19 protein-coding genes are annotated in these 24,335 nt (G+C 43.9%); 16 read left to right on the top strand and 3 right to left on the bottom strand.

The annotated features are described in order from the left end of the window. Positions 1-178 precede the first annotated feature (178 nt). On the top strand, positions 179-346 hold the full coding sequence (locus tag JV36_RS19770; protein ID WP_200883140.1) for a hypothetical protein: 168 nt from the start codon (positions 179-181) through the stop codon (positions 344-346). Between the two features lie 133 nt (positions 347-479). Here JV36_RS19770 and JV36_RS0108760 read toward each other — a convergent pair whose 3' ends face one another. The 3 genes from JV36_RS0108760 to fadI form a co-directional block, all read right to left on the bottom strand. After that, complete coding sequence (locus JV36_RS0108760) at positions 480-677, bottom strand: hypothetical protein (protein WP_032094531.1); 198 nt, start codon at positions 675-677, stop codon at positions 480-482. 1,004 nt (positions 678-1,681) lie between these two features. Further along, a complete protein-coding gene (gene fadJ / locus JV36_RS0108750; protein WP_442853183.1) occupies positions 1,682-3,853 on the bottom strand; it encodes a fatty acid oxidation complex subunit alpha FadJ in 2,172 nt (723 codons plus the stop codon). Between the two features lies 1 nt (position 3,854). Further along, positions 3,855-5,165, bottom strand: a complete 1,311-nt coding sequence (gene fadI, locus JV36_RS0108745; protein ID WP_032094529.1) for an acetyl-CoA C-acyltransferase FadI — start codon at positions 5,163-5,165, stop codon at positions 3,855-3,857. A 435-nt stretch (positions 5,166-5,600) separates the two neighbouring features. Between fadI and JV36_RS0108740 the strand changes: the two genes are divergently transcribed. From JV36_RS0108740 to cysN, 15 genes are all read left to right on the top strand, one after another. Continuing rightward, positions 5,601-6,557: an AAA family ATPase gene (locus tag JV36_RS0108740; RefSeq protein WP_032094528.1), complete on the top strand. Its 957-nt coding sequence runs from the start codon at positions 5,601-5,603 to the stop codon at positions 6,555-6,557. A gap of 3 nt (positions 6,558-6,560) precedes the next feature. Then, entirely contained in the window at positions 6,561-7,523 is a 963-nt protein-coding gene (locus JV36_RS0108735) for a DUF58 domain-containing protein (protein ID WP_032094527.1), read from the top strand. Continuing rightward, a complete protein-coding gene (locus tag JV36_RS0108730; protein WP_052010017.1) occupies positions 7,523-8,044 on the top strand; it encodes a DUF4381 domain-containing protein in 522 nt (173 codons plus the stop codon). Before JV36_RS0108735 ends, JV36_RS0108730 begins: the two co-directional genes overlap by 1 nt. Further along, positions 8,044-9,078 (top strand): vWA domain-containing protein, encoded by a 1,035-nt coding sequence (locus tag JV36_RS0108725; RefSeq protein WP_032094526.1) that lies wholly within the window; start codon positions 8,044-8,046, stop codon positions 9,076-9,078. The genes JV36_RS0108730 and JV36_RS0108725 overlap by 1 nt, the downstream gene beginning before the upstream one ends. Further along, the gene (locus tag JV36_RS0108720; protein ID WP_235207801.1) at positions 9,075-11,144 is read left to right on the top strand and encodes a VWA domain-containing protein; all 2,070 of its coding nucleotides are present in this window, start codon (positions 9,075-9,077) and stop codon (positions 11,142-11,144) included. Before JV36_RS0108725 ends, JV36_RS0108720 begins: the two co-directional genes overlap by 4 nt. Beyond that, positions 11,145-12,950, top strand: coding sequence for a BatD family protein (locus JV36_RS0108715; protein ID WP_032094525.1), 1,806 nt, complete (start codon positions 11,145-11,147; stop codon positions 12,948-12,950). 135 nt (positions 12,951-13,085) lie between these two features. Next, complete coding sequence (locus JV36_RS0108710) at positions 13,086-14,939, top strand: DUF885 domain-containing protein (protein ID WP_032094524.1); 1,854 nt, start codon at positions 13,086-13,088, stop codon at positions 14,937-14,939. A gap of 149 nt (positions 14,940-15,088) precedes the next feature. Next, the gene (locus JV36_RS0108705) at positions 15,089-15,646 is read left to right on the top strand and encodes a sigma-70 family RNA polymerase sigma factor (RefSeq protein ID WP_032094523.1); all 558 of its coding nucleotides are present in this window, start codon (positions 15,089-15,091) and stop codon (positions 15,644-15,646) included. Then, on the top strand, positions 15,639-16,343 hold the full coding sequence (locus JV36_RS0108700) for a DUF3379 family protein (protein ID WP_032094522.1): 705 nt from the start codon (positions 15,639-15,641) through the stop codon (positions 16,341-16,343). The genes JV36_RS0108705 and JV36_RS0108700 overlap by 8 nt, the downstream gene beginning before the upstream one ends. 416 nt (positions 16,344-16,759) lie before the next feature. After that, complete coding sequence (locus JV36_RS0108695) at positions 16,760-18,619, top strand: GGDEF domain-containing protein (protein ID WP_160173343.1); 1,860 nt, start codon at positions 16,760-16,762, stop codon at positions 18,617-18,619. A gap of 241 nt (positions 18,620-18,860) precedes the next feature. Continuing rightward, complete coding sequence (putP, locus tag JV36_RS0108690; protein WP_032094521.1) at positions 18,861-20,366, top strand: sodium/proline symporter PutP; 1,506 nt, start codon at positions 18,861-18,863, stop codon at positions 20,364-20,366. 243 nt (positions 20,367-20,609) lie between these two features. Beyond that, a complete protein-coding gene (gene cysD / locus JV36_RS0108685; protein ID WP_032094520.1) occupies positions 20,610-21,524 on the top strand; it encodes a sulfate adenylyltransferase subunit CysD in 915 nt (304 codons plus the stop codon). Continuing rightward, positions 21,524-22,120 (top strand): adenylyl-sulfate kinase, encoded by a 597-nt coding sequence (cysC, locus tag JV36_RS0108680; protein ID WP_032094519.1) that lies wholly within the window; start codon positions 21,524-21,526, stop codon positions 22,118-22,120. Before cysD ends, cysC begins: the two co-directional genes overlap by 1 nt. Then, a complete protein-coding gene (gene cysQ / locus JV36_RS0108675) occupies positions 22,121-22,912 on the top strand; it encodes a 3'(2'),5'-bisphosphate nucleotidase CysQ (RefSeq protein WP_032094518.1) in 792 nt (263 codons plus the stop codon). A 1-nt stretch (position 22,913) separates the two neighbouring features. Beyond that, a complete protein-coding gene (cysN, locus tag JV36_RS0108670) occupies positions 22,914-24,329 on the top strand; it encodes a sulfate adenylyltransferase subunit CysN (RefSeq protein WP_032094517.1) in 1,416 nt (471 codons plus the stop codon). The last annotated feature ends 6 nt before the right edge of the window (positions 24,330-24,335 follow it).

Here is a 24,335-nt window from a genome sequence, read left to right as displayed (position 1 = left end):
TGGTATTGAAAAACCGTCAAAAAACTAACAAAACTCAAGCAAACCTCTGTTTTTTAAAGATTTTTAAAAACTGGCACAAGTTTAGCAAAGATATAAATGTCGGTAAGAGTCGACAATAAAAATTCAAATAGACTTTGTTTGTTCGTTTAAAAAAAATTAAAAAATCAGAGGAAAAGACATGTTAAAAGAGTACGCTGTTGCACTAGTACTATCTACCGCTACCCCAGTTGCTGCTGACAAGCAAGACGGCGCCAAACAGGCTCCTGAGACTAAAAAAGAAGTAGCGACAGAAAGCTATGTTCCAAAGCCTCGCACTGGTATGGGTGGCCGTGGTGTTGGTTGGTAATGTCCACTAAAACAGATTCTAAAAAGAGAGCCTCGGCTCTCTTTTTTATGCCTAGCTTTTACCGAATCACTCGGCCTCTACTCACTCCATCCCACACATTTCACTAAATTAAGTCAAAGCGTCCTGTAAGCGCTTATGCGGCAATAAAGAAGTTGTTGTAGCCTACAGCGTTGCGCCAATGGATATGACGCGAAATAGAGAACATAGGAAGCACTACAGGGCCTAGGAGTAAACCTGCCGCCGCCCAGCGTCTGGCATTCATACCCCACTTAAACGCCTCTACATAAAAATAGGCGCTAAATATCATACATACGAGGATAAGTGACAACACTCTACATCTCCACAATTTCGAAGGGTTTTGATTAAACCATATCAAGTAACCATTGCCTGTTTATTAAAACGGTAACATCATTCACTTTGAACATTGTATCGCCATAAAAATGATCGCCATCAAGATGGTTGCAGTAATAACGGTCTCCGTTAAATGAGACGCCATTTTTTTGACATCAGTATTGTCATTACAATATGAAGTTTCGTTTTGACTGATAAACCGGCAATATCTTAAGAAAACGAGGGCGATTCTAACCATAAATGCTCAATAAACCAGCACAAATTACAGCTACATGAACGAAAATCGACGAACGCCCTGCATTCAACATTTAAGCAACTCTATAGTAACCAAAACTTATCTTTTGGCGTTAATTACTAACAAAAAGCCTTCCGCACGGAAATGGCTCTATATTAATTCTAGGCTGACGAACAGTTAATAAATTGTATTGAATCCACTACCCTTCTTAAACTCATCACGAGTAAATAAGTTTTGAATTTAAAAAACGACTCTAGGTCGTTTCATCCTATTTATTAAACAAGTAAGCAGACTGAATCATGAAAGAAATTTTTTATGCAAATGCCGCGAATGCAAGTTTAGGCTCAAGATCCATTGTGAAGTCGGGTCTAGACTTTACATCGAGATTTCACAATGCAATTCATTAAACCCACAAAAAAGCTTTATCGATTTGGCCAAGGATTGATCGTTGTGAATATTGTGTACTGCTGGGTGATGGTAATGTATTTCGCAGTGTCTAAAGGTGAGTATGTATTCACATCGAAGTATTTTTTTGCCGCAGCATTATTAACCCTGCTTTATTTTAAGGTTCAAACTTACTTGAAGTAGCTAAGGGTAAGCTTGCAAAGCCGGTGCTTTAGCAATTTGCTGTGGGTTCAACTAAGGCCTCTGACTAAAAGCTCTTATTTAAAAAAGCTCTTACTTAAAAAAGACTAAAAAAAACGGGGCATTGATTAAATGCCCCGTTTTATATCGTACTTCATTAGATGTTAGTAAAACGACTTATCGCTTTCCGCCATCTTCACCAGTACATCAGCTGGCGCGAACTTATCACCAACAGCTGTAGAGTAATGATTTAGCCTAGCTACAACATGCTTTATGCCAAGCGTGTCCATGTATCGGAACGGACCACCTAAAAACGGCGGGAATCCAATACCGAAGATAGCACCAATATCACCATCACGGGCATTGCGAATTACACCTTCATCTAAACAGCGAGCAGCTTCGTTTAGCATCATTAGAACACAGCGCTCGGCCACTTCTTTCTCGCTGAGTTTGCTCGACGGCGATAGCCCTAATAATTCATAAATGCTTTCATCTACTTCTTTACCAGGTTTCTTACCTTCGTAATCGTAAAACCCTTTCTTATTTTTCTTACCTTTACGTCCATCAGACAACACTTTGTCAAATGCAGAAGGCGCGGTGAAACGCTCACCAAACGCTTCCACTAAAAATGGAATAATCTTAGTGCCTACGTCTATACCAACCTCATCAAGCAGCTTGACCGGGCCAACTGGGAACCCAAATTTCACTAAAGACTTGTCAATATGCTCAATTGGCTCGCCATCTAAAATTAAGTTAGCCGCTTCATTCATGTAAGGCGCTAAAATACGATTCACATAAAAGCCTGCGCCGTCTTTAACCACAACTGGTGTCTTACCCTGCTTCTTCGCAAACTCAACCGTAGATGAAATGACATCATCTGATGTTTTGTCATGAGCAATCACTTCCGCCAACGGCATTTTATCTACCGGGGAGAAATAGTGCAGACCAATTACATTTTCTGGACGGGCAGCTTTCTCAGCAATTTGCGTGATAGGAATAGATGACGTATTTGATGCGAAAATTGTTGTTTCTTTACAATTTTCTTCAATGTCAGCCACCATCTTTTGCTTTAAATCCAGATCTTCAAAAACGGCTTCTACAACGATATCAATGTCTTTATAACCGCTATAGTCCAATGTTCCCGTTAGCAAGGCCAATTGCTTCTGCATTTCGCTGTTGCGAATAAAACGCTTCTTCACCTTTTTATTTAAGATGTCATAGCTGTACTTCATTGCATTAGCAATACCTTCTGCGCGCACATCTTTAATACGCACAGGCACGCCAGCCTTTGTTGATGTAACAAAGGCAATACCGCCGCCCATCAGGCCACCGCCTAGAACGCCCACTTTCTTCATCTTTGCAGGGGTAACGCCTTCTACACCGTTTTCTTTTTTCATTTCGGTAGTAGCAAAGAATATTTGGCGAAGCTGGAATGACTCTGGCGTCATCACCAATTTACCAAATGCTTCTGCTTCTGCCTTTAAACCCGCTTTCATTCCATCATTAATGCCAGTTTCAATAACATCAATAATATAACCTGGTGATGGGTAATTGCCCTTAGTTTTAGCAAACGTGGCTTCACGCGCTTTTTTGAACATCATATTGCGACCAGGACCGGTAGTCTCCAATACTTTATTCATTAGCCCTTTTTGCGGCGCTTCGCGCTCTGGCTTGCGCTTAAGCGCAAATTGCTCAGCCACTTTACGCAAGACACTTTCTGGTACAACTTCGTCAACAATGCCGTACTTCTTAGCTTGTTTCGCTCTAGCTGGCGAACCTGTTAGCATCATTTTCATCGCTTGCTGTATACCAATGAGACGCGGAAGACGTTGGGTACCGCCACTTCCTGGTAATAAGCCAAGTTGTACTTCTGGTAAGCCAACTTGCGTGCTTGGTGCGTCGGTACACACGCGATAGTGACAAGCAAGCGCCAGTTCCAAACCGCCACCCAAGGCAGGTCCGTGGATGGCAGCGACAAATGTGGCTTTCATATTTTCAATTCGGTCGAACACAGCTTGGCCACCAGCAGCAATTGCTGTTGCATCTTCGGCTGTTTTGCACGCAGCAAGCATAGAGATATCGGCGCCAGCAACAAACGAATTACGCTTACCGCTAATAACGACTACGCCTTTAATGCTATTGTCTTGCTCAATATCATCTAGCATTGCGCTAATTTCATCGCCGAACTCGGCTTTTAGCGTATTCATGCTCTCACCAGGCACATCCATGCTTAAAATAGCAACGCCGTTGTCCTGCTTAGTCAACGTAAACGCACCTGTGGTGGGCGTGGCTGCCTCGTTCACTTCTGTGTTTTGGCTCATATTTTCCTGACTCATATTATTCTGTCTCCACAATCATAGCTGCGCCTAAACCACCGGCTGCGCATGCTGTAAGAAGGCCACTTCCGCCTCCACGACGATTTAGCTCATTTAGCATCTGCGTAATCATACGAGTTCCCGTAGCGGCAAATGGATGGCCGTAAGCAATCGAGCTGCCCATTACATTGAACTTGTCCATATCAATTTCGCCCGTGGCTTTGCTTCGCCCTAGCTTTTCTTTGGCGAATTTATCGCTTGCAAACATTTTTACATTGGCAAGTGTTTGCGCAGCAAATGCTTCGTGCATTTCTATTAAGGTAAGGTCGTTTAGCGTCATGCCGGCTCTATCTAACGCAATGGGTGTAGCATAAGAAGGTCCCATCAACATGTCTTCCCACACATCAATAGCAGAAAATGCATAGCTCTTGATGTAACCAAGTGGAGTATATCCTAGCTCTTTAGCACGACTTTCTGTCATCATGATAACGGCAGATGCACCGTCGGTAAGTGGCGTGGCGTTAGCCGCAGTCACAGAGCCGTACTTCTTGTCAAAAACAGGGCGTAGTTTGGCGTAACTTTCTAACTTTGAGTCGAAACGCACATTATTGTCGCGCTCAAGAGCACCTTTATAAGGTTCGGCATAAGCAGTCATTACTTCACTTGATAACTTGCCTTCCTCCCAACTTTGCGCTGCGAAGCTGTGCGAGCGGTGAGCCAACTTATCTTGCTCTTCACGGCTAATACCATGAGACTTCGCCATTTGCTCTGCAGTCTGTCCCATGGACAGTCCCGATGAATACTCTGCAACTGCAGGCGGTACAGGGGCTAAATCTTTAAGACCAAGGCGCTTGAAAATATTCAGCTTCTGACCAAGAGTTTTTGTTTTTTGCAAATCAACCAACGCTCTGGCTAAATTCTTAGACACACCAATTGGAGATACAGACGTAGAGTCGGCGCCACCTGCAATACCAACCTGAACGTGTCCCGCCATCATGCTTTCGGCAATATTAACCGTAGACTGAAAGCTTGTGGCACACGCTCGTGAGACGCTGTACGCATCAGTATGCACATTCATGCCAGTGCCCAATACAATTTCACGAGCAATGTTTGGCGCTTCAGGCATTTGCACTACTTGTCCATAGACAACCTGATCCACCCACTCTTTTTGAATTCCGTGGCGAACAAGAAGTTCGTTCACGACCATCTTGCCTAGGTCTACAGCGGGAACGCCGTGAAAATATGTCGCCATCTTTGCGAAAGGAGTACGTAACCCCGCGACAATAGCGATACGATCACCCTCTCGGGTTGTAACTGATTGTTTTGTGGACATAATGCACCTAAATTAGTGACCCTCAGCAAGTGCTATCGACACCTGACCTAAGTGGTCTGACCTGTAATAACATCGATTTTTACAAACTATGAACAAAATAGCAAATAATGCGAAGAGAATAACGGTTATCAAGCAAAGAATATGGGCAGACTACCTTTTAGCTAGATTAGGGCGTGTAGATCGTGTTTCTTATCAGCCTCACCAAAATTTCTTCGCAATTTAATATGGCATTTCTTATTTTCATCCACATAAGTGACTTGAAGTAATGCAAAATGAACCTTATATGAGAAACACAGTCTGTTTTGTGTCATTGTTTAGGTAAGTCTAGGTGATGACCTCAGAAACTACGCTTTTTTTGTGCAAAGTGGTCGACATTTCCTCATAAGCGTCACGGGCACTTCCTGATAACTAGAATTTAATTGGAAAAATGGCAATATGGCAGCAGAGCAATTTAAACAATTACATGCTTACCTTGATCAGCAAATTATCGGTCAACATGCATTAACAAAAAGTATTTTAATAGCGCTACTCGCCGATGGACACCTTCTTGTGGAAGGACCGCCAGGTCTTGCTAAAACCCGTGCTATAAATGCCCTGGCCAATGGCGTGGATGGCGACTTTCATCGAGTTCAGTTTACACCGGATTTGTTGCCTGCTGATTTAACGGGAACAGACATTTACCGCCCTGAGACAGGGGAGTTTGTTTTTCAGAAAGGCCCTCTTTTCCACAATTTAGTACTTGCCGATGAGATAAACCGAGCGCCTGCTAAAGTGCAGTCTGCGTTATTAGAAGCCATGGCAGAGCGCCAGATAACGGTAGGAAGTAAAACTTACCCTTTGCCTCCTCTATTTTTGGTGATGGCAACGCAGAATCCGCTAGAACAGGAAGGAACCTATCCACTCCCTGAAGCACAGCTCGACAGATTTTTAATGCATGTTGATATTGACTATCCCGATGCAGATACTGAATTAGAGATTTTACGACTTACTCGAGGAGAGGCGCTATCGCAACCGCCGGTGACACCGCCAACACTGAGTCAAGACGATATCTTCGCGTCTCGTAAAGAGGCACTGTCTCTTTACATGGCACCTGAGTTAGAAAATTACCTAGTGCAACTTATTATGGCTACGCGCAAACCCGGGCTTTTCGACGACAGTCTTGCTCATTGGATTGCTATGGGAACCAGTCCACGAGCTACTATCGGGCTAGATCGTTGTGCTCGCGCCCACGCCTGGCTTAGCGGCCGTGACTTTGTTGGACCTGATGATATTCAAGCCGTTGTTCACAATGTACTGAGACACCGAATTATTTTGTCTTATCAGGCAGAGGCCGAAGGCGTTACTGTCAATGATGTACTCGATAAAATAGTCGCTACCGTTGCCGTACCATAAGCCATGTCAAACATTCACTCGCAATTAGAGAAGTTAAAAAGCGATGGGGTAAATCTGACGACAGCAGAGTTACTGCGCTATCAGCAGCTGGCAAAACTGATGAACTTAACTCCCAAAAAGGTGCCACAAGCGCGCTTAAGCGGGAGCTATCTCACCAAGCATAAAGGTAGAGGCATGGAATTCGATGAGGCCCGCCACTACCAGCCTGGTGACGATATTCGAGCCATCGACTGGCGCGTAACTGCGAGAACTGGAAAAACCCATACCAAAATTTATAGAGAAGAAAGAGAACGTCCTGTTTTTATTTTCTGCGACTACCTTCCTTCCATGGGGTTTGGCACGAAACTACTGACAAAGGCCGTTCAAGCAGCGCATATCTCTTCGCTAATAAGTTGGTCTGCCGCCGCTCGAGGAGACAAAGTAGGCGCCTTGGTTTTTAATCAAAATAGTCACAAAGAAATAAAGCCATTAAGTAGAAAAAAAGCCGTACTTCACGTTTGCCATGAGCTAATAGCATTAAGCCAAGGTGCTCATGGGGAGCAGCCGAATACTGCTCGCGACCGAGACGCTTTTTCTGACGCTTGCGCTAGAGCAAGGCGTTTGGCTAAGCCAGGTAGTTTGGTTTATTTAGTTTCTGATTTTCAAAACATGAGCACAGCGGCACAGCAGCATTTAACGCACCTCACACGTCATTGTGAAGTGAGAGCTATCGTTGTCGATGATCCCTTCGAACACAAGTTGCCAGAAACCAACGCGCTGCAAAGCGTAAACGTGTCTGATGGCGTTGTGAATCAGCGTTGGGTACTTGGCGATAGCAAGGAAACGCTCAGCTACAGTGAATGGCGCGAAGAACAAAACACAGCAATTACGCAAACGCTCAAACAGATGAGCATTGCACGCTATCACGTCTCTAGCGCCTATCCATTAGATGAGCAACTTCAAAGTATGCAAAGAGAGAAAGTGTAATGGCGTTACAAGCATCACCAGAACAAGATCCACTTTCTCAGTTGCGAGACATTAAAACACCTACGGGCGTTGATTGGTGGCCACTCGATTGGGGATGGTGGCTTTTAATGCTATTGAGTGTGGTTGTATTGATTGCCCTCATTGTTTTCATAAAACGTCGAATTGCATTTAACAGACCTCGCAAGGAAGCATTAAAGGCATTAGGGACAATATCAGAGCATGCCGATGATTGGCCTGTTCAGTTAAATACATTATTAAAGCGAACCGCCCTTTCCTACTTTCCTAAAGAACGCATCAGTAGCCTGCATAATCAGCAGTGGCGAGATTTTCTGTTAGCTTCGTGCCCTAAAAACGCGCAAACCCTTAATGAAGGCCTGACTTCGTTACATGCGAACCTTTATCGAAATAGTGCACAGCATACTGATTTTGCTGTCTCCCATGATGCTGTAAAAATGTGGATTAAAAACGCAAAATTTCCAAGGCAACATCGTATTCCGTCGTATTTAGAGGCAACATTATAATGCTGGATTTCAATTGGTGGTGGGCATTTCTTGCACTGCCTTTGCCCTTGATAGTGAGGTTTCTAGTACCTAAGGCGTCAGAACCTTCGTTGGCTGCTCTTCGAGTGCCTAGGCTGCGTCCCGAGCAACACAATGAAGACAGAACGGTTAAAAAGAGTAAGGTAGCGCTGGCAACAGCAACGCTTATATGGCTAGCGTTAGTCACGGCTGCCGCTCAACCCCAGTGGCTAGGTGAGCCCGTCAGCATTCCAAATGAAGGCAGAGAAATGATGCTTGCGGTTGATTTATCCGGCAGCATGAAAATAGACGATATGCAGTTAAATGGCCGGCAGGTTAATCGGCTAACAATGACAAAGTCTGTGGTGTACGATTTTATTCAACGCCGAGTGGGTGACAGGTTAGGGCTCATTCTATTTGCTGATACAGCCTATGTTCAGGCGCCTCTCACGTACGATAGAGAAACCGTATCTACACTTCTTAGTGAAGCCGTTATCGGGTTAGTCGGTGAACAGACTGCTATTGGCGATGCAATAGGCTTGGCGGTAAAACGGTTTGATGCAAAAGATGAATCAAATAACGTGCTCATTCTTCTCACTGATGGTCAAAACACAGCAGGTAACATCACACCAGAACAAGCAAAGGAACTGGCAATCAATAAAGGCGTAAAAATATACACGATTGGTGTAGGCGCTGACAAAATGCTCATCCAAAGCTTTTTCGGCAGCCGACAAATAAACCCTTCCCAAGAGCTAGACGAAACGATGCTTTCGGATATTGCTAGTTCTACTGGCGGGCAGTATTTTCGCGCTCGCAATGCTGAAGAGCTCAATTCCATTTATCAACAGCTTGATACTCTTGAGCCTATCGAAGGTGAAACTCGCAAAATGCGCCCGCTTACGGCATTGTTTTACTACCCGTTAGCCTTCGCTCTATTAGGCTCGATGTTATGGGTAATATGTGCATTTTTAAAGTCGCTGTTTGGTGGTCTGAGCTTAAAAAGCACCGATAAAGAAAGCGTGGAGAAGCAGGCGTGATCAACTCTGACTTTTTAAACAACTCGGATTTTTTAAACAACTTTGATTTCTTAAACAACCTTCACTTTATTCGACCTGAGTGGTTTTACAGTGCAATCCCGTTGTTAGTGCTTTATGTGTGGCTAAGAACTCGCTCTGCGAAGTATTCGGGCTGGCAATCGGTGATTCCCGCTCACCTCTATAACCATATGGTTGTGGGAAAAGTGGAAAAAGGAAAACGTCCACCACTTTGGTTACTTCCATTCACATGGTGTATTGCCGTTGTAGCGCTTGCAGGTCCAACATGGGAACGCCTTCCCCAGCCGGTTTATCAGCTTAAAATGGGTCATGTGGTAGTTATTGATATGTCGATGTCAATGCGAGCAACGGATATGACACCAGACAGGCTCACTCGCGCCAAATACAAGGCCATCGATTTAGTCAACACGATCTCCGAGGGCGAAATGGGGTTGGTGGCCTATGCTGGCGACGCCTTCGTTATAAGCCCTTTAACTGAAGATGCCGCGAACATTACTAGTCTACTTCCCAGTTTATCCCCAGAGATCATGCCGGTACCTGGTAGCGATCCACTCCTTGGTATAGAAGCGGCCGTCGAACTGCTAACCAATGCCGGCTTTAACAACGGGGCAATTTACTGGATAACAGATGGTATTGAGTTTGGTCAGCAACAAGAGCTTCAGGAATACGTGAGCGGCATTCCATTTACAGTGAACGCTCTGACGGTGGGTACTGCTGAAGGCGCACCAATTAGACAGCTAAATGGCGAACTGCTTAAAGATACATCTGGAAGCATCGTCGTTCCTAAACTAAAAGAGGATGTGATCCGTGGCGTCATCAGAGCAAGTGGCGGCCAGCTTGAATCCTTTACCTCAAACGATGACGATATTGAGGCGCTAAGCACAGTGTCATTGTTAGAGCGTGACGCTAACGACACGAGTGAAGAAGAAAGTGATTCAAAGGGCGACCAATGGAAAGAAGCTGGTCCATACCTTATATTGCTCATCTTGCCTTTCGCTGCCTTTGCGTTTCGCCGAGGTTTACTCTTTTTTGTCATAGTAGGAGTGCTAACTCCCTTTGATAGCCAGGTAGCACACGCACAGACATCTGAGCAAACATTTGCAAAAGCATCTGCAGAGCCGCAGGCCCAAACTGACACCGCATCAGATACCCCTCTATCGTGGTGGCAAACTCCATTTTTAAATGCAGACCAAGAAGGGTTAAATAGTTACCAGCAAGCGCAGTTTAAGGACGCTGCAGAGCAGTTTGAAGACAATAACTGGAAAGCATCATCACTCTATAAAGCTGGCCGATTTGAGGAGGCATTAGCTGCCTATCAAGACGTCCCCGGCATTGCCAGTCTGTACAATCAAGGCAATGCCCTTGCCAAGCTCGGAAAACTTGAGGCAGCTATTCAAAAATACAATGAGGTGTTAGAACAGCAGCCAGATCATGAAGATGCTCAGGCCAATAAATCACTGCTAGAGGAGTTGCTCAATCAACAGCAACAAGAGCAGGAGAATCAAGAGCAGGGTAATCAAGAGAGCGGGCAACAGGATGGTGATCAGTCAGAGCAAGATCAGCAACAAGGCGACCAACAGGGAGAGCAAGGGGAACAATCTCAAGGCTCTGAAAACGAGAACAGCTCTGAAAATGAAAATAGCCCTGAAAACAAAGCTAAACAAGAAAATTCAGACCAAAGCAAAGGCTCGGAACAAGATCAAGATTCAGAGCAATCTCAGCAGCAAAACAATCAACAGCCATCAGACGAACAAAATGATGAGCAAGAAGCTGCGAGAGAACCATCAGAAAGCGAAAATTTTTCTGAGTCTAATCAGCAAAATAGTGAGGTTGCTGAAACCCAAGACAACCAAGCAGACGCTGAAGATATAGCCGCAGGAGCTCAAGAGCAACCGCTAACGGATGCAGAAAAAGAAGAAATGCAACGCATGGAAAACCTAATGCGAAGAGTACCCGATGATCCTGCATTTTTGCTAAAAAGAAAAATGCAGCTAGAGGCTGAGAAACGCAAAAGGCAGCGCATGCCATCAAACCGGAGAGATTGGTAGATGAAAGCTTTATCTAAATCTACAGTATTAACGTTAATTTGTACTTTTTTCGTCACTTTTCACGTGCAGGCTGATATTGAGTCAGTTGAAGTCACTATCGATCGCAACCCGGTGATGTTAGACGAAGCTATAAGACTCACAGTTACGGCAAACGGCAGCGCCGATCGGGATGCGTTCGATAGCTCATCATTGTTAAAGGACTTTGTGGTGGGGCGAACGTCGGTGAGCAGTCAAACCTCTATAGTGAATTTTGATGCGAAGCGCACCACCACCTGGACGACTACCCTGTTTCCTCGAAAAGAAGGGACATTTACCATTCCTTCTTTGCGCATAGAAGATAAAACGACAACACCCATTGAAGTTTCAGTGATCCCAGTACAGGAACAAAGTAATGTAGCAAGGGATTATTTCGTTACCACTGACATAGACAAGAACGAGGCGTACCTTAATCAGCAATTACTCTACACCGTAAAATTACACCTCTCTAGCAATATTGAAAGAGGTAGTTTGCAGGCGCCGGAAATGGAGAATGCGGAAATAAGGCAACTAGGTGATGATAAGCAATACGCTGACATATTAAATGGAAGACGTTATCAAATTATTGAGCGCCAATTTGCAGTGGTACCTCAAGCTTCTGGAGAATTCACGCTACGAGGCCCTGTATTTACCGGCGAGGTGATGGCGGCAAATACAAATCAACGGTTTGGCTTTTTTAACCGCACGCAACAAATTAACCGTGTGGGGCCAGATATTGTCGTAAATATAAACCCTATTCCTCGTGATATTGATTATGCATGGCTTCCATCGGAAATGGTGAGAATTGATGAGGAGTGGCCGCAAGGTGACAATTTTGTTGTTGGCGAGCCTGTTACGCGAATAGTCACTCTCACCGCACTCGGTGTGGTTGAAGAGCAATTGCCTGAAATACCGGAATTCTATCCGCCTACGTTCAAGCTATACCCAGATCAATCAAACACGACTACAGTTGAAAAAAATCAAAACCTGATTGCTCAGCGACAGAGCTCGCTAGCTATTATTCCTACGGAGCCTGGCAAAATGGTTTTGCCAGAGGTGACTATTCCTTGGTTCAATACGCTCACTGAGCAAACAGAGTATGCGACTATTCCGCCCCGCTCAATTAACGTGCTCGCGGCCTCTGGGCAAACCGATAGTGCCCCGCCCCAAGCAGCCCCAGAAGATGAAACGCCCTATGTGGCCCAAACGCCTTCAAATGCCGCTTCTGACATTAAGCCAAATGAGCCGAAGATTGCAGAATCAAGCGATACAACAACACTTTGGTTACTCATTAGCGTGCTGGCATTGGGTTGGTTAGTTACCCTTGTTGTTTTGGTACTGTTTATAAAGAGAAGTCGTCAAGGCTCTCAAATGAGTGAGAATAGAAGTAGCATGTCTACGTCAGCCGTATTGAACCATCAACACAATTCTAGCGTTGAAAAGAAAGCGTATAACGTCCTTATTAGCATACTGAAAGCAAAAGATATTTCACAAATTGATAGCGCGTTACAAGTATGGCTTCGCGCCTTAAATGGCAATGAGAGTGGGCGGCCAATGCCAGAAGACTCAAGCGACACAGTAGCGATTAGAGGGCCTCTGGATAAATTACAACAAGCCCGTTTTTCAAAGTCTAATAATGCTAAAAGCACAGACAGTATTAATCAAATTCTGTCTGAACTGATGTCAGAAGTTGAGGCGGCTAGAAAAGCGCATTTTATGCACGCTAAAAGTAAAGGCGCTACACTTTCTAAGCTTTACCCTACATCGTCAGTAAACAGTGTAAGCGAGTAAATCGTGCCACGCACTAGCGCTAGTTAATAGCGCCTGTGAGTGAATACGGTAAATTTGTAAAAACGACAGAAGATAACAAAACAATAAAAATAGCCGCACCAACAATAGTGCGGCCAACCACTACCGGGAGATAACATGAAAACGTCACTCTTTTCACTAACACCAGTTGCGTTAGCACTTTTAACGCTAACGGCTTGTTCACCTGCCAATGAAACACCGCAATCCCAAGCGCCGGAAGTAAAATCACAAAGCGAGTCAGGGCAAACGGAATCCCAACGTCTTGCTACTTTTTTTGAAAACTCATTTGAAGATGACCTTAAACGCTCACCACTTTTTCAAAGCTACTTAGGAAAAAAGTGGGACTATGACAAGTGGGATGACATTAGCGAAGACGAGAAAGACGCGCGTATTGCTATAGCGAAGAACAGGCTTAAGACACTAGAGAGTTTCGACACGCTAAAACTGAGTGACCAAGAAAATTTAAGCTTGCGTTTATACAAGCTTGGAATTGAGAGAGACTTGGCCAATGACGAGTTTCGTCATCATAGATATATTGTCCATCAATTCAGAGCGGCTCATACCCAAGTCCCAAGCTTCCTAATTAACATTCATAGTGTGAAGAGCAAAGAAGATGCAGTGGCGTATATCGGCCGACTAACTAATGTAAGTACCTACTTTGATCAAGTTATCGACCAAATGAAGATAAGAGAGAAAGTAGGCGTATTTCCGCCAAAATGGGCTTATGACCAAATGGTGGATGCCTCTGAAAATGTAATAAAGGGGGCGCCATTTGATGACTCAGACACCCCTTCAACATTATTGAACGACTTCCAAAACAAAGTGAATGCATTGGACATTGGTGACAGTGAAAAGACAACGCTGCTCACAGACGCTAAACGCGCACTTACGGCTTCAGTTAAACCAGCCTATACCCGTTTTATCAATGAGCTTGAGCACCAAAAAACATTATCACCTGAAGGCGATGGTGTATGGCGTTTGCCTGATGGCGATAAGTGGTACCAAAACCGTCTAAACTGGTTCACTACCACCGACCTTACTGCCCGAGAAGTGCATGACATAGGTTTAGAAAATGTGGAACGTATTCACAACGCCATGCGCGGCATTATGAAAGAAGTAGGATTTGAAGGTACGCTGCAAGAGTTTTTCGTATTTATGCGCGAAGACGACCAGTTCTACCTTCCCTCTACTCCCGAGGGCAGACAGCAATATCTAGACGATGCTAAGCAAGCTATCGATGATATGAGAGAAATGATCCCTGAATATTTTGGAATACTTCCCGAAGCGCCAATGATAGTAAAACGCGTTGAGGCGTTTAGAGAGCAGTCGGCGGGGAAAGCTTTCTATCAGAGCCCGGCACAAGATGGCAGTAGACCAGGTATTTACTATGCTAACCTATACGACATGAAAGCGATGCCAACTTACCAGTTAGAGGCTTTGGCATATCATGAAGGCATTCCAGGCCATCATATGCAGCGTACCATTGCTCAAGAGCTCGACGGTATTCCGCAGTTCCAAAAGTTCTTAAGCTTTACCGCTTACACCGAGGGCTGGGGACTCTACACTGAAGAGCTTGCTAAAGATATGGGGTTTTATGAAGACCCCTATTCTGACTTTGGTAGGTTAGCCATGGAGCTCTGGCGTGCTTGTCGTCTTGTCGTAGACACCGGCATCCATGCAAAAAAATGGTCTCGCGAAAAAGCCGTCGATTACTTGGTAGAAAATACGCCGAACCCAGAATATGATGCACAAAAGGCTATTGAACGCTATATTGCTATGCCTGGGCAGGCCACAGCGTACATGATTGGAAAATTGAAAATTATGGAGTTGCGCGAGAAAGCAATGAACGAGCTCGGCGACAACTTCGATTGGAAAGGTTTTCATGATGAAGTATTAAAGTATGGACCGGTCCCGCTTTCAATGCTTGAGGAAAACATCGATAGCTGGATAGCAACCCAAAGCGCTATGTAAACGTTCTGTATTTTCCAAATAGAGTTCTAAGAAGCGCCGTCGCTTAAAGCATGGCGCTTTTTTTTGCTCAAAAGATGTCTTTTAGGTTTCTTTAAGTCGGTATTTGGTGTGAGACGTTAAAAAAATTAACCCTTTTTGGAATTTATTTTATGTTTGCTCGAAATAAAATCGATAACACTCAGGTCTTATCGAGTATGAAAGCAAAGCATCAAAGATACGAAGCCCTAGTGAAAGCATTTCACGCCGATATATTTCGTTATGCCTACTGGTTAGTCAAAGACAGAAGTGTGGCGGAAGACATTGTTCAAGAAACATTCCTACGGGCATGGCGTTCTCTCGACGCCTTAAACGACGAAAAAGCAGCCAAAGGTTGGTTAATCACTATATTGCGCCGTGAAAATGCCCGCCGCTTCGAACGAAAACAGTTAGAGCTCGTAGATATCGATGATGTTTTCATTCACGACGACACTCAGCAAGCTGAAGGCGATATTAAAGAACGAGAACTGCATAGGTTACTCGGTACCTTAAGCATTGAATATAGAGAGCCGCTTATTCTGCAGCTGTTATTTGGTTTTAGCGGTGAAGAAATAGCGACTCAATTAGATCTCAACAAAAACACAGTAATGACACGGCTTTTTCGGGCTCGAAATCAGTTAAAAGAGGCGCTGGAGAAACAGAATCAACATAGAGGTCAAGCTAATGGATGAATTAGAATTTAGACGTAGAATTTACGCTGATCCTAATACAACTGACAGCGATTTAGTCGCTGCTGCGAATGCAGATGAGAAAAAGCGCGCTTTTTGGCAGGAACAAAAAGCATTCGACAATAAGCTTAAGCAAACTCTTAAAGTTGATGTACCAGAAGATTTAGCGAGTAAACTTATTTGGCAGCAATCGGCCGATGAATTTAGCCGCTACAAGAAAAGAAGCCGCTGGTATGTGGCGATAGCCGCATCTGTCGCATTTGCTGTGGGGATTAGTTTCACTATGCTTCAGCAGCAGTCCATTAGTTTGGGCGACCATGCGCTGGCTCATATGCAATATGCTGATGTAGAGGAATCTCACTCCCTATTACCCGTTGATTTAAATATGGTAAACGCGAAACTGGCGAGCTTTGGCGCTAGCTTCGACACTATGATTGATGGTGTAGAGGTTGCCAACTACTGCCACCTCAGCACCGTACAGAGCCTGCACCTTATTGTCGATACACCGCAGGGTAAAATGTCAGTTTTTGTGGTGCCAAGTCGTGACAATTTTAAAGTGCCAAGCGAATTTGAAGATGACTCCTTTCACGGCGAGAGCTTCAAAATGCAACAGGCCAATATAATTGTCGTGGGTAATAAAGGCAGCGACCTATCTACTATGAAAGACGCGGTTGCCAATAGACTTCAGTTTTCTGCTTAAGCAAACAGAAAAGTATTTAGCTTTTCAACCGCTTATAGCTTTTCTTTCTACTTACGCTAATTTGCTGCCAACGTCGTCGACTTGGTAGCAAACATAGCCTTATGTTCATTTTAAAAATTTAAGGTGCAACCAAGCGCTGTAAACTCTATACTTTAGACTAATTAAGTAGTGTCGCACATAGGCTACAAATTGTAGCTTTGCGAGCGTGCATAATTATCTATTGAGACAAGTTCAATTCGTCCTAAGCAGTATAGAGTTAAGAGCAGTAAGTGAGCCGTAGATCAAAAAAACTCGCTGGTAGCATCAAAGGCACAGCAGTAACGTTATTATGTCATTGTGCAAATAAGCTAGCGCTTAAGTGCATACTCATGCTTTTTATAACGTTCCCTTCCCTAGCTTCTAGCAATGATACCAGCATGAAAAATCAGGTAAATGCTTATGCTAACCTCGCGCATGCCGTTCTTTATGAGTGGAACTACCCTTCTAAACACTCAAATGAAGAAATTCTCCTAAAACTGCACCAAAGCGATATTCAGTCTGATGAATCCGATATCAGTGTCGTTTTTCGTCATACAATGGCACTGTCTAATGTTCAGCATAAAAACACACCTCGCCTTCCTATCGTTATTAAAAGAGCTCTTCTGGAAAAGCACTGGCAGACTTTAAAAGAGTTCAACATTAGGGTTTATGCAGCATTAAGGGGCTATTACATTTACATAAAAGGTATTAACGACTATCAAGGCTCTTTGAAACGGCTCAGTGCAACAATCCCTGCGCTCGACGATCTAAAGCAAGAATTACTACTCTCAGGTGATACTAAAGCTATAGCAATTGCAACGTTATGGCTGGCCATAGAATATTCTGACTCATCACCGATACGAGCAATTCAAGAATACGAAAATGCATTGCCCTATCTTCCTATTGACAAATTCGATAACAAACTTGAAATGGAATTTGACCAACAGGGTGTGCACTATTTGCTTGCAGACAGTTACCTAGACCTCAATATACCCAGTAAAGCTGCTTACCATACTCGAATGCAGATCTCTTTAAAAAAGAAACTTGGAACTTTAGATACCAGTGACTTTACTCTAGCGGTAAGTGCCTTAAACAGGCTAAGTAAATTTACTGAGGCGCTGGAGCTTCTTAAAGAAGCCAATTCAATTGAACCATCCCAGAAAAACTTCAAAAGTGTCTATATTGATATGCTTAGGATGAGTATATATGCTTCGCGATTAGCGGAAGGAGATAGGGAGAGACTGCTTGAAATCTCCTCCCGCATCATAAACTCTAGCGCTGACATTCCATCATTCTCTCTTGATGTAATACCTACCGCCACCGCAATTTATACAGCGATAAAAGGTAGTGATGAGGAGTTCATGGCGGCAATTCTTGCTTATGAAGATGCGATAAATGAAAAGCTAATGACTGTTCCGTATAAAAAAAAGGCGTTATTAGGCAAATTTCTTGCTCTAAAGCATATATATGAAGTTCGGGGAGATGCAGAAAATGCATTTTTGTATCAGGAAAAGTATCGCGAAATGATAGTAAATTATCATGATGAAAAGTTTCAACTTTCAGCCAGCAATAAATTAAACATGCTTTCCCGAGATATAGAGCTTGCCAAATACCGTCAAAAAGAGCTTGCCACCTTACAAAAAGAAAATACAGGATTGGCAGGTGATAAAGAAAAGCTGCGCACTACGGTTTTCGCTCTTATAACCATTATTTGTTCAATTTTGACTACATGGCTATGGATAGCGAAAAGGAAAAGCGACACCAAGGCAGATACCGACTCACTCACTGGCGCCTTAACTCGCCGTGCCATGCTAAAACAATTAAAATCCTTGCTAAAGAAACACCCCGCATCGTGTCTCGCCCTTATTGATATCGACCATTTCAAGCGCATCAACGACAAATACGGTCATGCCGTAGGTGATGAAGTATTAAATACCTTTAGCCAAACCATACGCAAGCGTATCCGCAAATCGGACCTGCTTTGCCGCTATGGTGGCGAAGAGTTTTTAATCTACTTTGAGAACTCCAGTGAGCAAGAAGTGAAAAGCGTACTCGATGAGTTAAATTACGCGTTTTCTCGTGTCGCCCATTGGGAGCATACAGACAAGGCGTTTACCGTTTCGTTTTCAAGTGGTGTAGTGGCGCTGAACGGGTCTATCAGCTCAGAGTCGGTCATCAAAATATGCGACGAGCTTTTGTATAAAGCAAAAAACAGCGGACGCTCAAGGGTTGAATCTACCACCCTCGCCCATGCCTAAAGCGTGACTATTTATAGCTCATTATTCATAGCTCATTGGTTTTAGCTCATTGGTTTTAGCTCACTGGCCTAGTTTCTGATCGTTTTCCAGCCTGTCTTTTCCCCAAAAATACGGGGAAAGCTTACATAATCAACACTTCAATCTAAAACCCGCTGCTCAGAAAATAACCGGTGAGTAACTACTTACGTGGAGACTCCTAAATATTGGTGATAGCATGGAAGAAAAATCATAGGGAACATATATGGCTACTGGTACGATTATTTCGTTGGGTTTGTATTTTGTTGTAATGTTGGGTATCGGTCTTTTTGCTTACCGGCAAACTGATACCAATGTTGAAGGGTATATGCTTGGTGGTCGACAGTTGGGTCCCGCAGTAACCGCTTTGTCTGCTGGTGCATCTGACATGAGTGGCTGGATGCTAATGGGTCTTCCTGGTGCAATGTATGTCTCAGGACTTTCTGCTGGCTGGATAGCTGTTGGTTTAACCCTTGGCGCACTAGCCAACTACTTACTCGTGGCTCCTCGACTGCGCATTTATACCGAAGTTGCAAATAACTCTATTACTATTCCAGATTATTTTGAAAATCGCTTCGCTGATAACTCTCGTCTTCTTAGAGTTATTGCATCTGTAGTAATTGTTGTCTTCTTTACCCTTTACACCTCTTCTGGCGTTGTAGCCGGCGGTAAATTATTTGAAACATCCTTTGGACTGAGCTATGAAACTGGCTTGTATGTCACTGCAGGGGTTGTAGTTGCCTACACGCTGGTAGGCGGGTTCATGGCCGTAAGCATGACCGACTTTGTGCAAGGCTGTATCATGTTTGTCTCGCTCATCATGGTGCCAGCGGTGGTCATCAGTGAATTAGGCGGTATTGGTGCGTCTATCGACGCATTAGATAACATTAACCCTGCCCTTTTTGATGCATTTATGGATGCCTCTACTAATCAAACGATTACCTTTATTGGCATTGTCTCATTAATGTCATGGGGATTAGGTTATTTTGGACAGCCTCATATTATTGTCCGTTTCATGGCTATTCGCTCTGTGAAAGATATTCCAGCGGCTCGAAACATCGGTATGAGTTGGATGATAGTGTCTATCATCGGCGCATTAATGACAGGTTTGTTTGGGTTAGCCTATATCACGGGCAATGGTAACGAGATTGATCCTGAAACCGTCTTTATCTACCTATCACAAATTCTCTTTCACCCGTTGATTGGTGGCTTTTTACTTGCGGCTATTCTAGCGGCGATCATGAGTACAATTTCATCACAACTGCTGGTAACGTCTAGCTCATTAACTAGCGACTTCTATCAAGCCTTTTTACGAAAAGATGCTTCTGATAAAGAGCTAGTGGTTGCTGGTCGCCTTAGCGTAGTAGCGGTCGCGTTGGTGTCAATATTCTTAGCCTACGACAGAGACAGCACCATACTGACATTGGTGAGTAATGCGTGGGCTGGATTTGGCGCAGCATTTGGCCCGCTAGTACTGTTTAGTCTGTTTAAGCGTGAGATGACTCGTCGCGCAGCCCTAGGCGGCATGATTGTAGGCGCGGTAACGGTGTTACTGTGGATTTATCTTCCTGTCACCATTAATGGTCAGGCTTTAGGTGCTTGGATGTACGAGATTGTGCCTGGGTTTGTGCTTTCAAGCTTAACCATAATGATACTCAGCAAATCAGGTAAGCCCCGTGAAGGTGTAACCGAGACATTCGATGAATTCCAAAAGCAGTTCAATGCAAGATAATCGATAATGCTATGACTTTTAAAAAGCCCCAAACTGCAAAAACAGTTTGGGGCTTTTTTACTTTCTGATGGGCGAAAATAGCGCTTATGCCTAAATTGTATAGCAATTATTTTCTACGGCATAAGAAAGCTATTTTAAATAGCAAAATGGCATACTACTTTTGAAATTAAATATGTTATCTTTCTATGCAGAAAAACAACCCGCATATAACTTTTTTTTATATAACATAAATCGGACTTCAAAATGACTGCAAGTATCCCGTCTATCACGCATTTGAAACAACTCGAAGCCGAGAGCATCCAAATTTTCCGAGAAGTTGCTGCTGAGTTTGACAACCCAGTAATGCTTTACTCGGTAGGAAAAGACTCTTCGGTACTGCTTCATTTAGCACGTAAAGCCTTTGCACCTGGTAAAATCCCATTCCCACTTCTTCACGTTGACACAACGTGGAAGTTTCAAGAAATGATTAAATTTCGTGATGAGCAAGCCGAAAAGCACGGCTTCGATTTACTAGTGCATATTAATGAAGAAGGTGTTGAGCATGGCGTGGGTCCGTTTTCACACGGTTCAGCTAAACACACTGACATCATGAAAACACAGTCTCTTAAGCAGGCACTTAACAAGTATCAATTTGATGCAGCGTTTGGTGGAGCCCGTCGCGACGAAGAAAAATCTCGTGCAAAAGAGCGTGTCTACTCATTCCGCGACAGCAACCATCGCTGGGATCCAAAGAACCAACGCCCAGAATTGTGGAACATCTATAATTCACAGGTAAACAAAGGCGAGAGTATTCGTGTATTTCCAATGTCTAACTGGACAGAGCTAGATATCTGGCAATATATCTACCTTGAGAACATCGATATTCCACAGTTGTACCTGTCTAAGCCGCGTCCTGTAGTAGAGCGTGACGGCGTGCTAATCATGGTAGATGACGATCGCATGCCGTTAGAAGAAGGCGAAGTACCTGAAATGCGTTCTGTTCGCTTCCGTACGCTAGGTTGTTATCCATTGACCGGTGCTGTTGAGTCAACAGCGGCAACCTTACCTGAAGTAATTCAAGAAATGCTGCTTACCAAAACCTCAGAGCGACAGGGTCGAGTTATTGATCACGATAGCTCTGGGTCTATGGAGAAGAAAAAGATGGAAGGGTACTTCTAATGGCCACCGACAATGTTGTTTGGCATAAACATGAAGTGAATAAAGTGACACGCTCTGAAAAATTGAATCAGCGTCCACGAGTGTTTTGGTTAACGGGGCTAAGTGGCTCTGGCAAATCTACATTGGCTAATTTGCTTGAGAAAAAGCTTCACGAAAAGCAAAAGCATACCTATTTGCTTGATGGCGATAATGTGCGCCACGGATTATGTGGCGATTTAGGCTTTAGCGATAAAGACAGAGTTGAAAATATTCGTCGCATCAGTGAAGTGGCCAAGTTATTTGTAGACTCGGGCACCATTGTGCTGACTGCGTTTATTTCTCCATTTAAAGCAGACCGTGATTACTGTCGCAGCTTGCTTGAAGGTACGGAGTTTGTAGAAGTTTTCGTTGATACCCCCCTTGAGGTTTGTGAGCAGCGCGACCCTAAAGGCTTGTACAAGAAAGCCCGCAGCGGCGAAATCAAAGATTTCACCGGCATCGACTCTACCTACGAAGCACCTGAGTCGCCGGAAGTACACCTAACGTATCAGGAAGAACCTGCAGAGCAAACCGCTGAACGGTTATACACTTTGCTTCACGAAAAAGGATTAGTGTAAATGACACTGCCAATTAATTCTTTAGCACAAACTGTGCTGCGCATTGCCAAAGAGGCAGGCGATAAAATAATGGCGATTTATGAAAATGATTTTGCCATTTATGAAAAGCAAGACACCAGCCCCCTGACGGAAGCTGACTTAGCCGCTCATAACGTGATTGTTGATGCACTTACCGCAGAGTCAGACTTACCTATTCTTTCTGAAGAATCGGCTGATATCTCGTGGGACGAGCGTAAGCAATGGCAGTCATATTGGCTGGTTGACCCTCTTGACGGCACAAAAGAGTTCATCAAGAAAAATGGTGAATTTACGGTAAACATTGCCCTGATTGAAAATGGTAAACCAACCATGGGTATTGTTTACGCTCCTGCATTAAATAAAAGCTACGTAGGTATTGTAGGTGATGGTGCTTGGACTGAAATAAATGGTGAGTTTGCACCTATTTCGGCGACAAAGCACAGTGGAAACGACGTTTGGAAAATCGTTGGAAGCCGCTCTCATCAAAGCCCTGAAATTCAGAATCTGCTAGCGCAACTTGACGGTGAGACTGAATTAGTTGCAATGGGTAGCTCATTGAAACTCTGTTTAGTCGCTGAGGGTGAAGCGCATCTTTATCCACGTTTAGGCCCGACCTCAGAATGGGATACAGGAGCAGCACATGCCGTGGCGATTGCAGCAGGCGCGAAAGTGACTGTCCTTGATCCGGCTAATCCTTTAGATTCCAATGCAGAAGATCTTACCTACAATCAGAAAGAATCTGTATTAAACCCCTTTTTCCTTGTGAGCGCATAACATGAACAACGAAAACGAATTATTGAGACAAGACATCCTGTCTTACCTAGAACAACATGAAGAGAAAGACATGCTTCGTTTCCTAACTTGCGGAAGCGTAGATGACGGTAAAAGTACATTGATTGGTCGTCTTCTTCACGATTCAAAAATGATTTATGAAGATCAGCTAGCTGCTATTACTAAAGACAGTAAAAAATCAGGTACTACAGGCGAAAAAGTAGACCTTGCATTATTAGTAGACGGTCTTCAGTCTGAGCGCGAACAAGGTATTACTATTGATGTAGCATACCGCTACTTCTCTACCGACAAGCGTAAGTTCATCATTTCAGATACGCCAGGACATGAGCAATATACTCGCAACATGGTAACCGGTGCGTCTACTTGTGACCTTGCCATCATTCTTGTAGATGCTCGCGGTGGTGTAAAAGTACAAACTAAACGCCATTCTTTCCTAGTGTCTTTATTAGGTATCAAGCACGTTATTGTTGCTATTAACAAAATGGACTTGATGGAATACTCACAAGAAGTCTACGAGCAAATTCAGGCAGATTACCTTAAGTTTGCCGAACAGCTTGATATTCCTGATATTCAATTTGTACCCTTATCAGCGCTTGAGGGCGACAACGTAGTGAGTATCAGTAAAAACACACCGTGGTTTGACGGTATTCCGCTGATGGAAATGTTGGAAAATATCGAAATTGGTGAAGATGATAATCACGATGATTTCAGGTTCCCGGTTCAGTATGTCAACCGCCCTAACCTAGACTTCCGCGGATTTGCTGGCACAGTGGTTTCAGGCCAGGTAGCACCCGGTGACGAAATTACCGCATTGCCTTCAGGTAAAACGTCAAAAGTGAAGCAAGTGGTCACCTTCGAAGGCGATCAAGAAAAGGCCTACGTGCCACAAGCTGTAACGCTGACCCTTGAAGACGAAATTGATATCTCTCGTGGTGACATGATTGTGAAGTCGGATAACCTGCCTTTGCTGTCTACCCAGTTCAAGACACACCTTGTGTGGATGTCAGAAGAACCGTTAATGCCCAACAAGCAGTATTTGTTTAAGTTTGCCACCAAATCAACGCCTGGCGTTGTAGCGCATATCGATAATCAAATTGATGTGAACACACTGGAAGAAACTGATGCTATGCACCTTAATCTCAATGAGATTGGTGTGGTAGACGTTAAATTTACCCAGCCTATTGCCTGTGACCCTTACAAACGCAACCGCCCAACGGGGTCGTTTATCGTTATTGATCGTCTCACAAATGGCACCGTGGGTGCGGGTATGGTGATTGATGCCATTTCAGGTGATGCACAGCACACTTCTCCAAACTTCTCTGAGTTTGAATTAGAATTCAATGAATTAGTGCGCAAGCATTTCCCTCATTGGAACGCTGTGGATATTTCCAAGCTATAAGCAGGA

Source organism: Alteromonas sp. LOR (assembly GCF_000753865.1).
GTDB lineage: Bacteria > Pseudomonadota > Gammaproteobacteria > Enterobacterales > Alteromonadaceae > Alteromonas.
The sequence above is the reverse complement of the archived record's forward strand: the minus strand, read 5'-3'. Positions and strand labels throughout refer to the sequence as shown.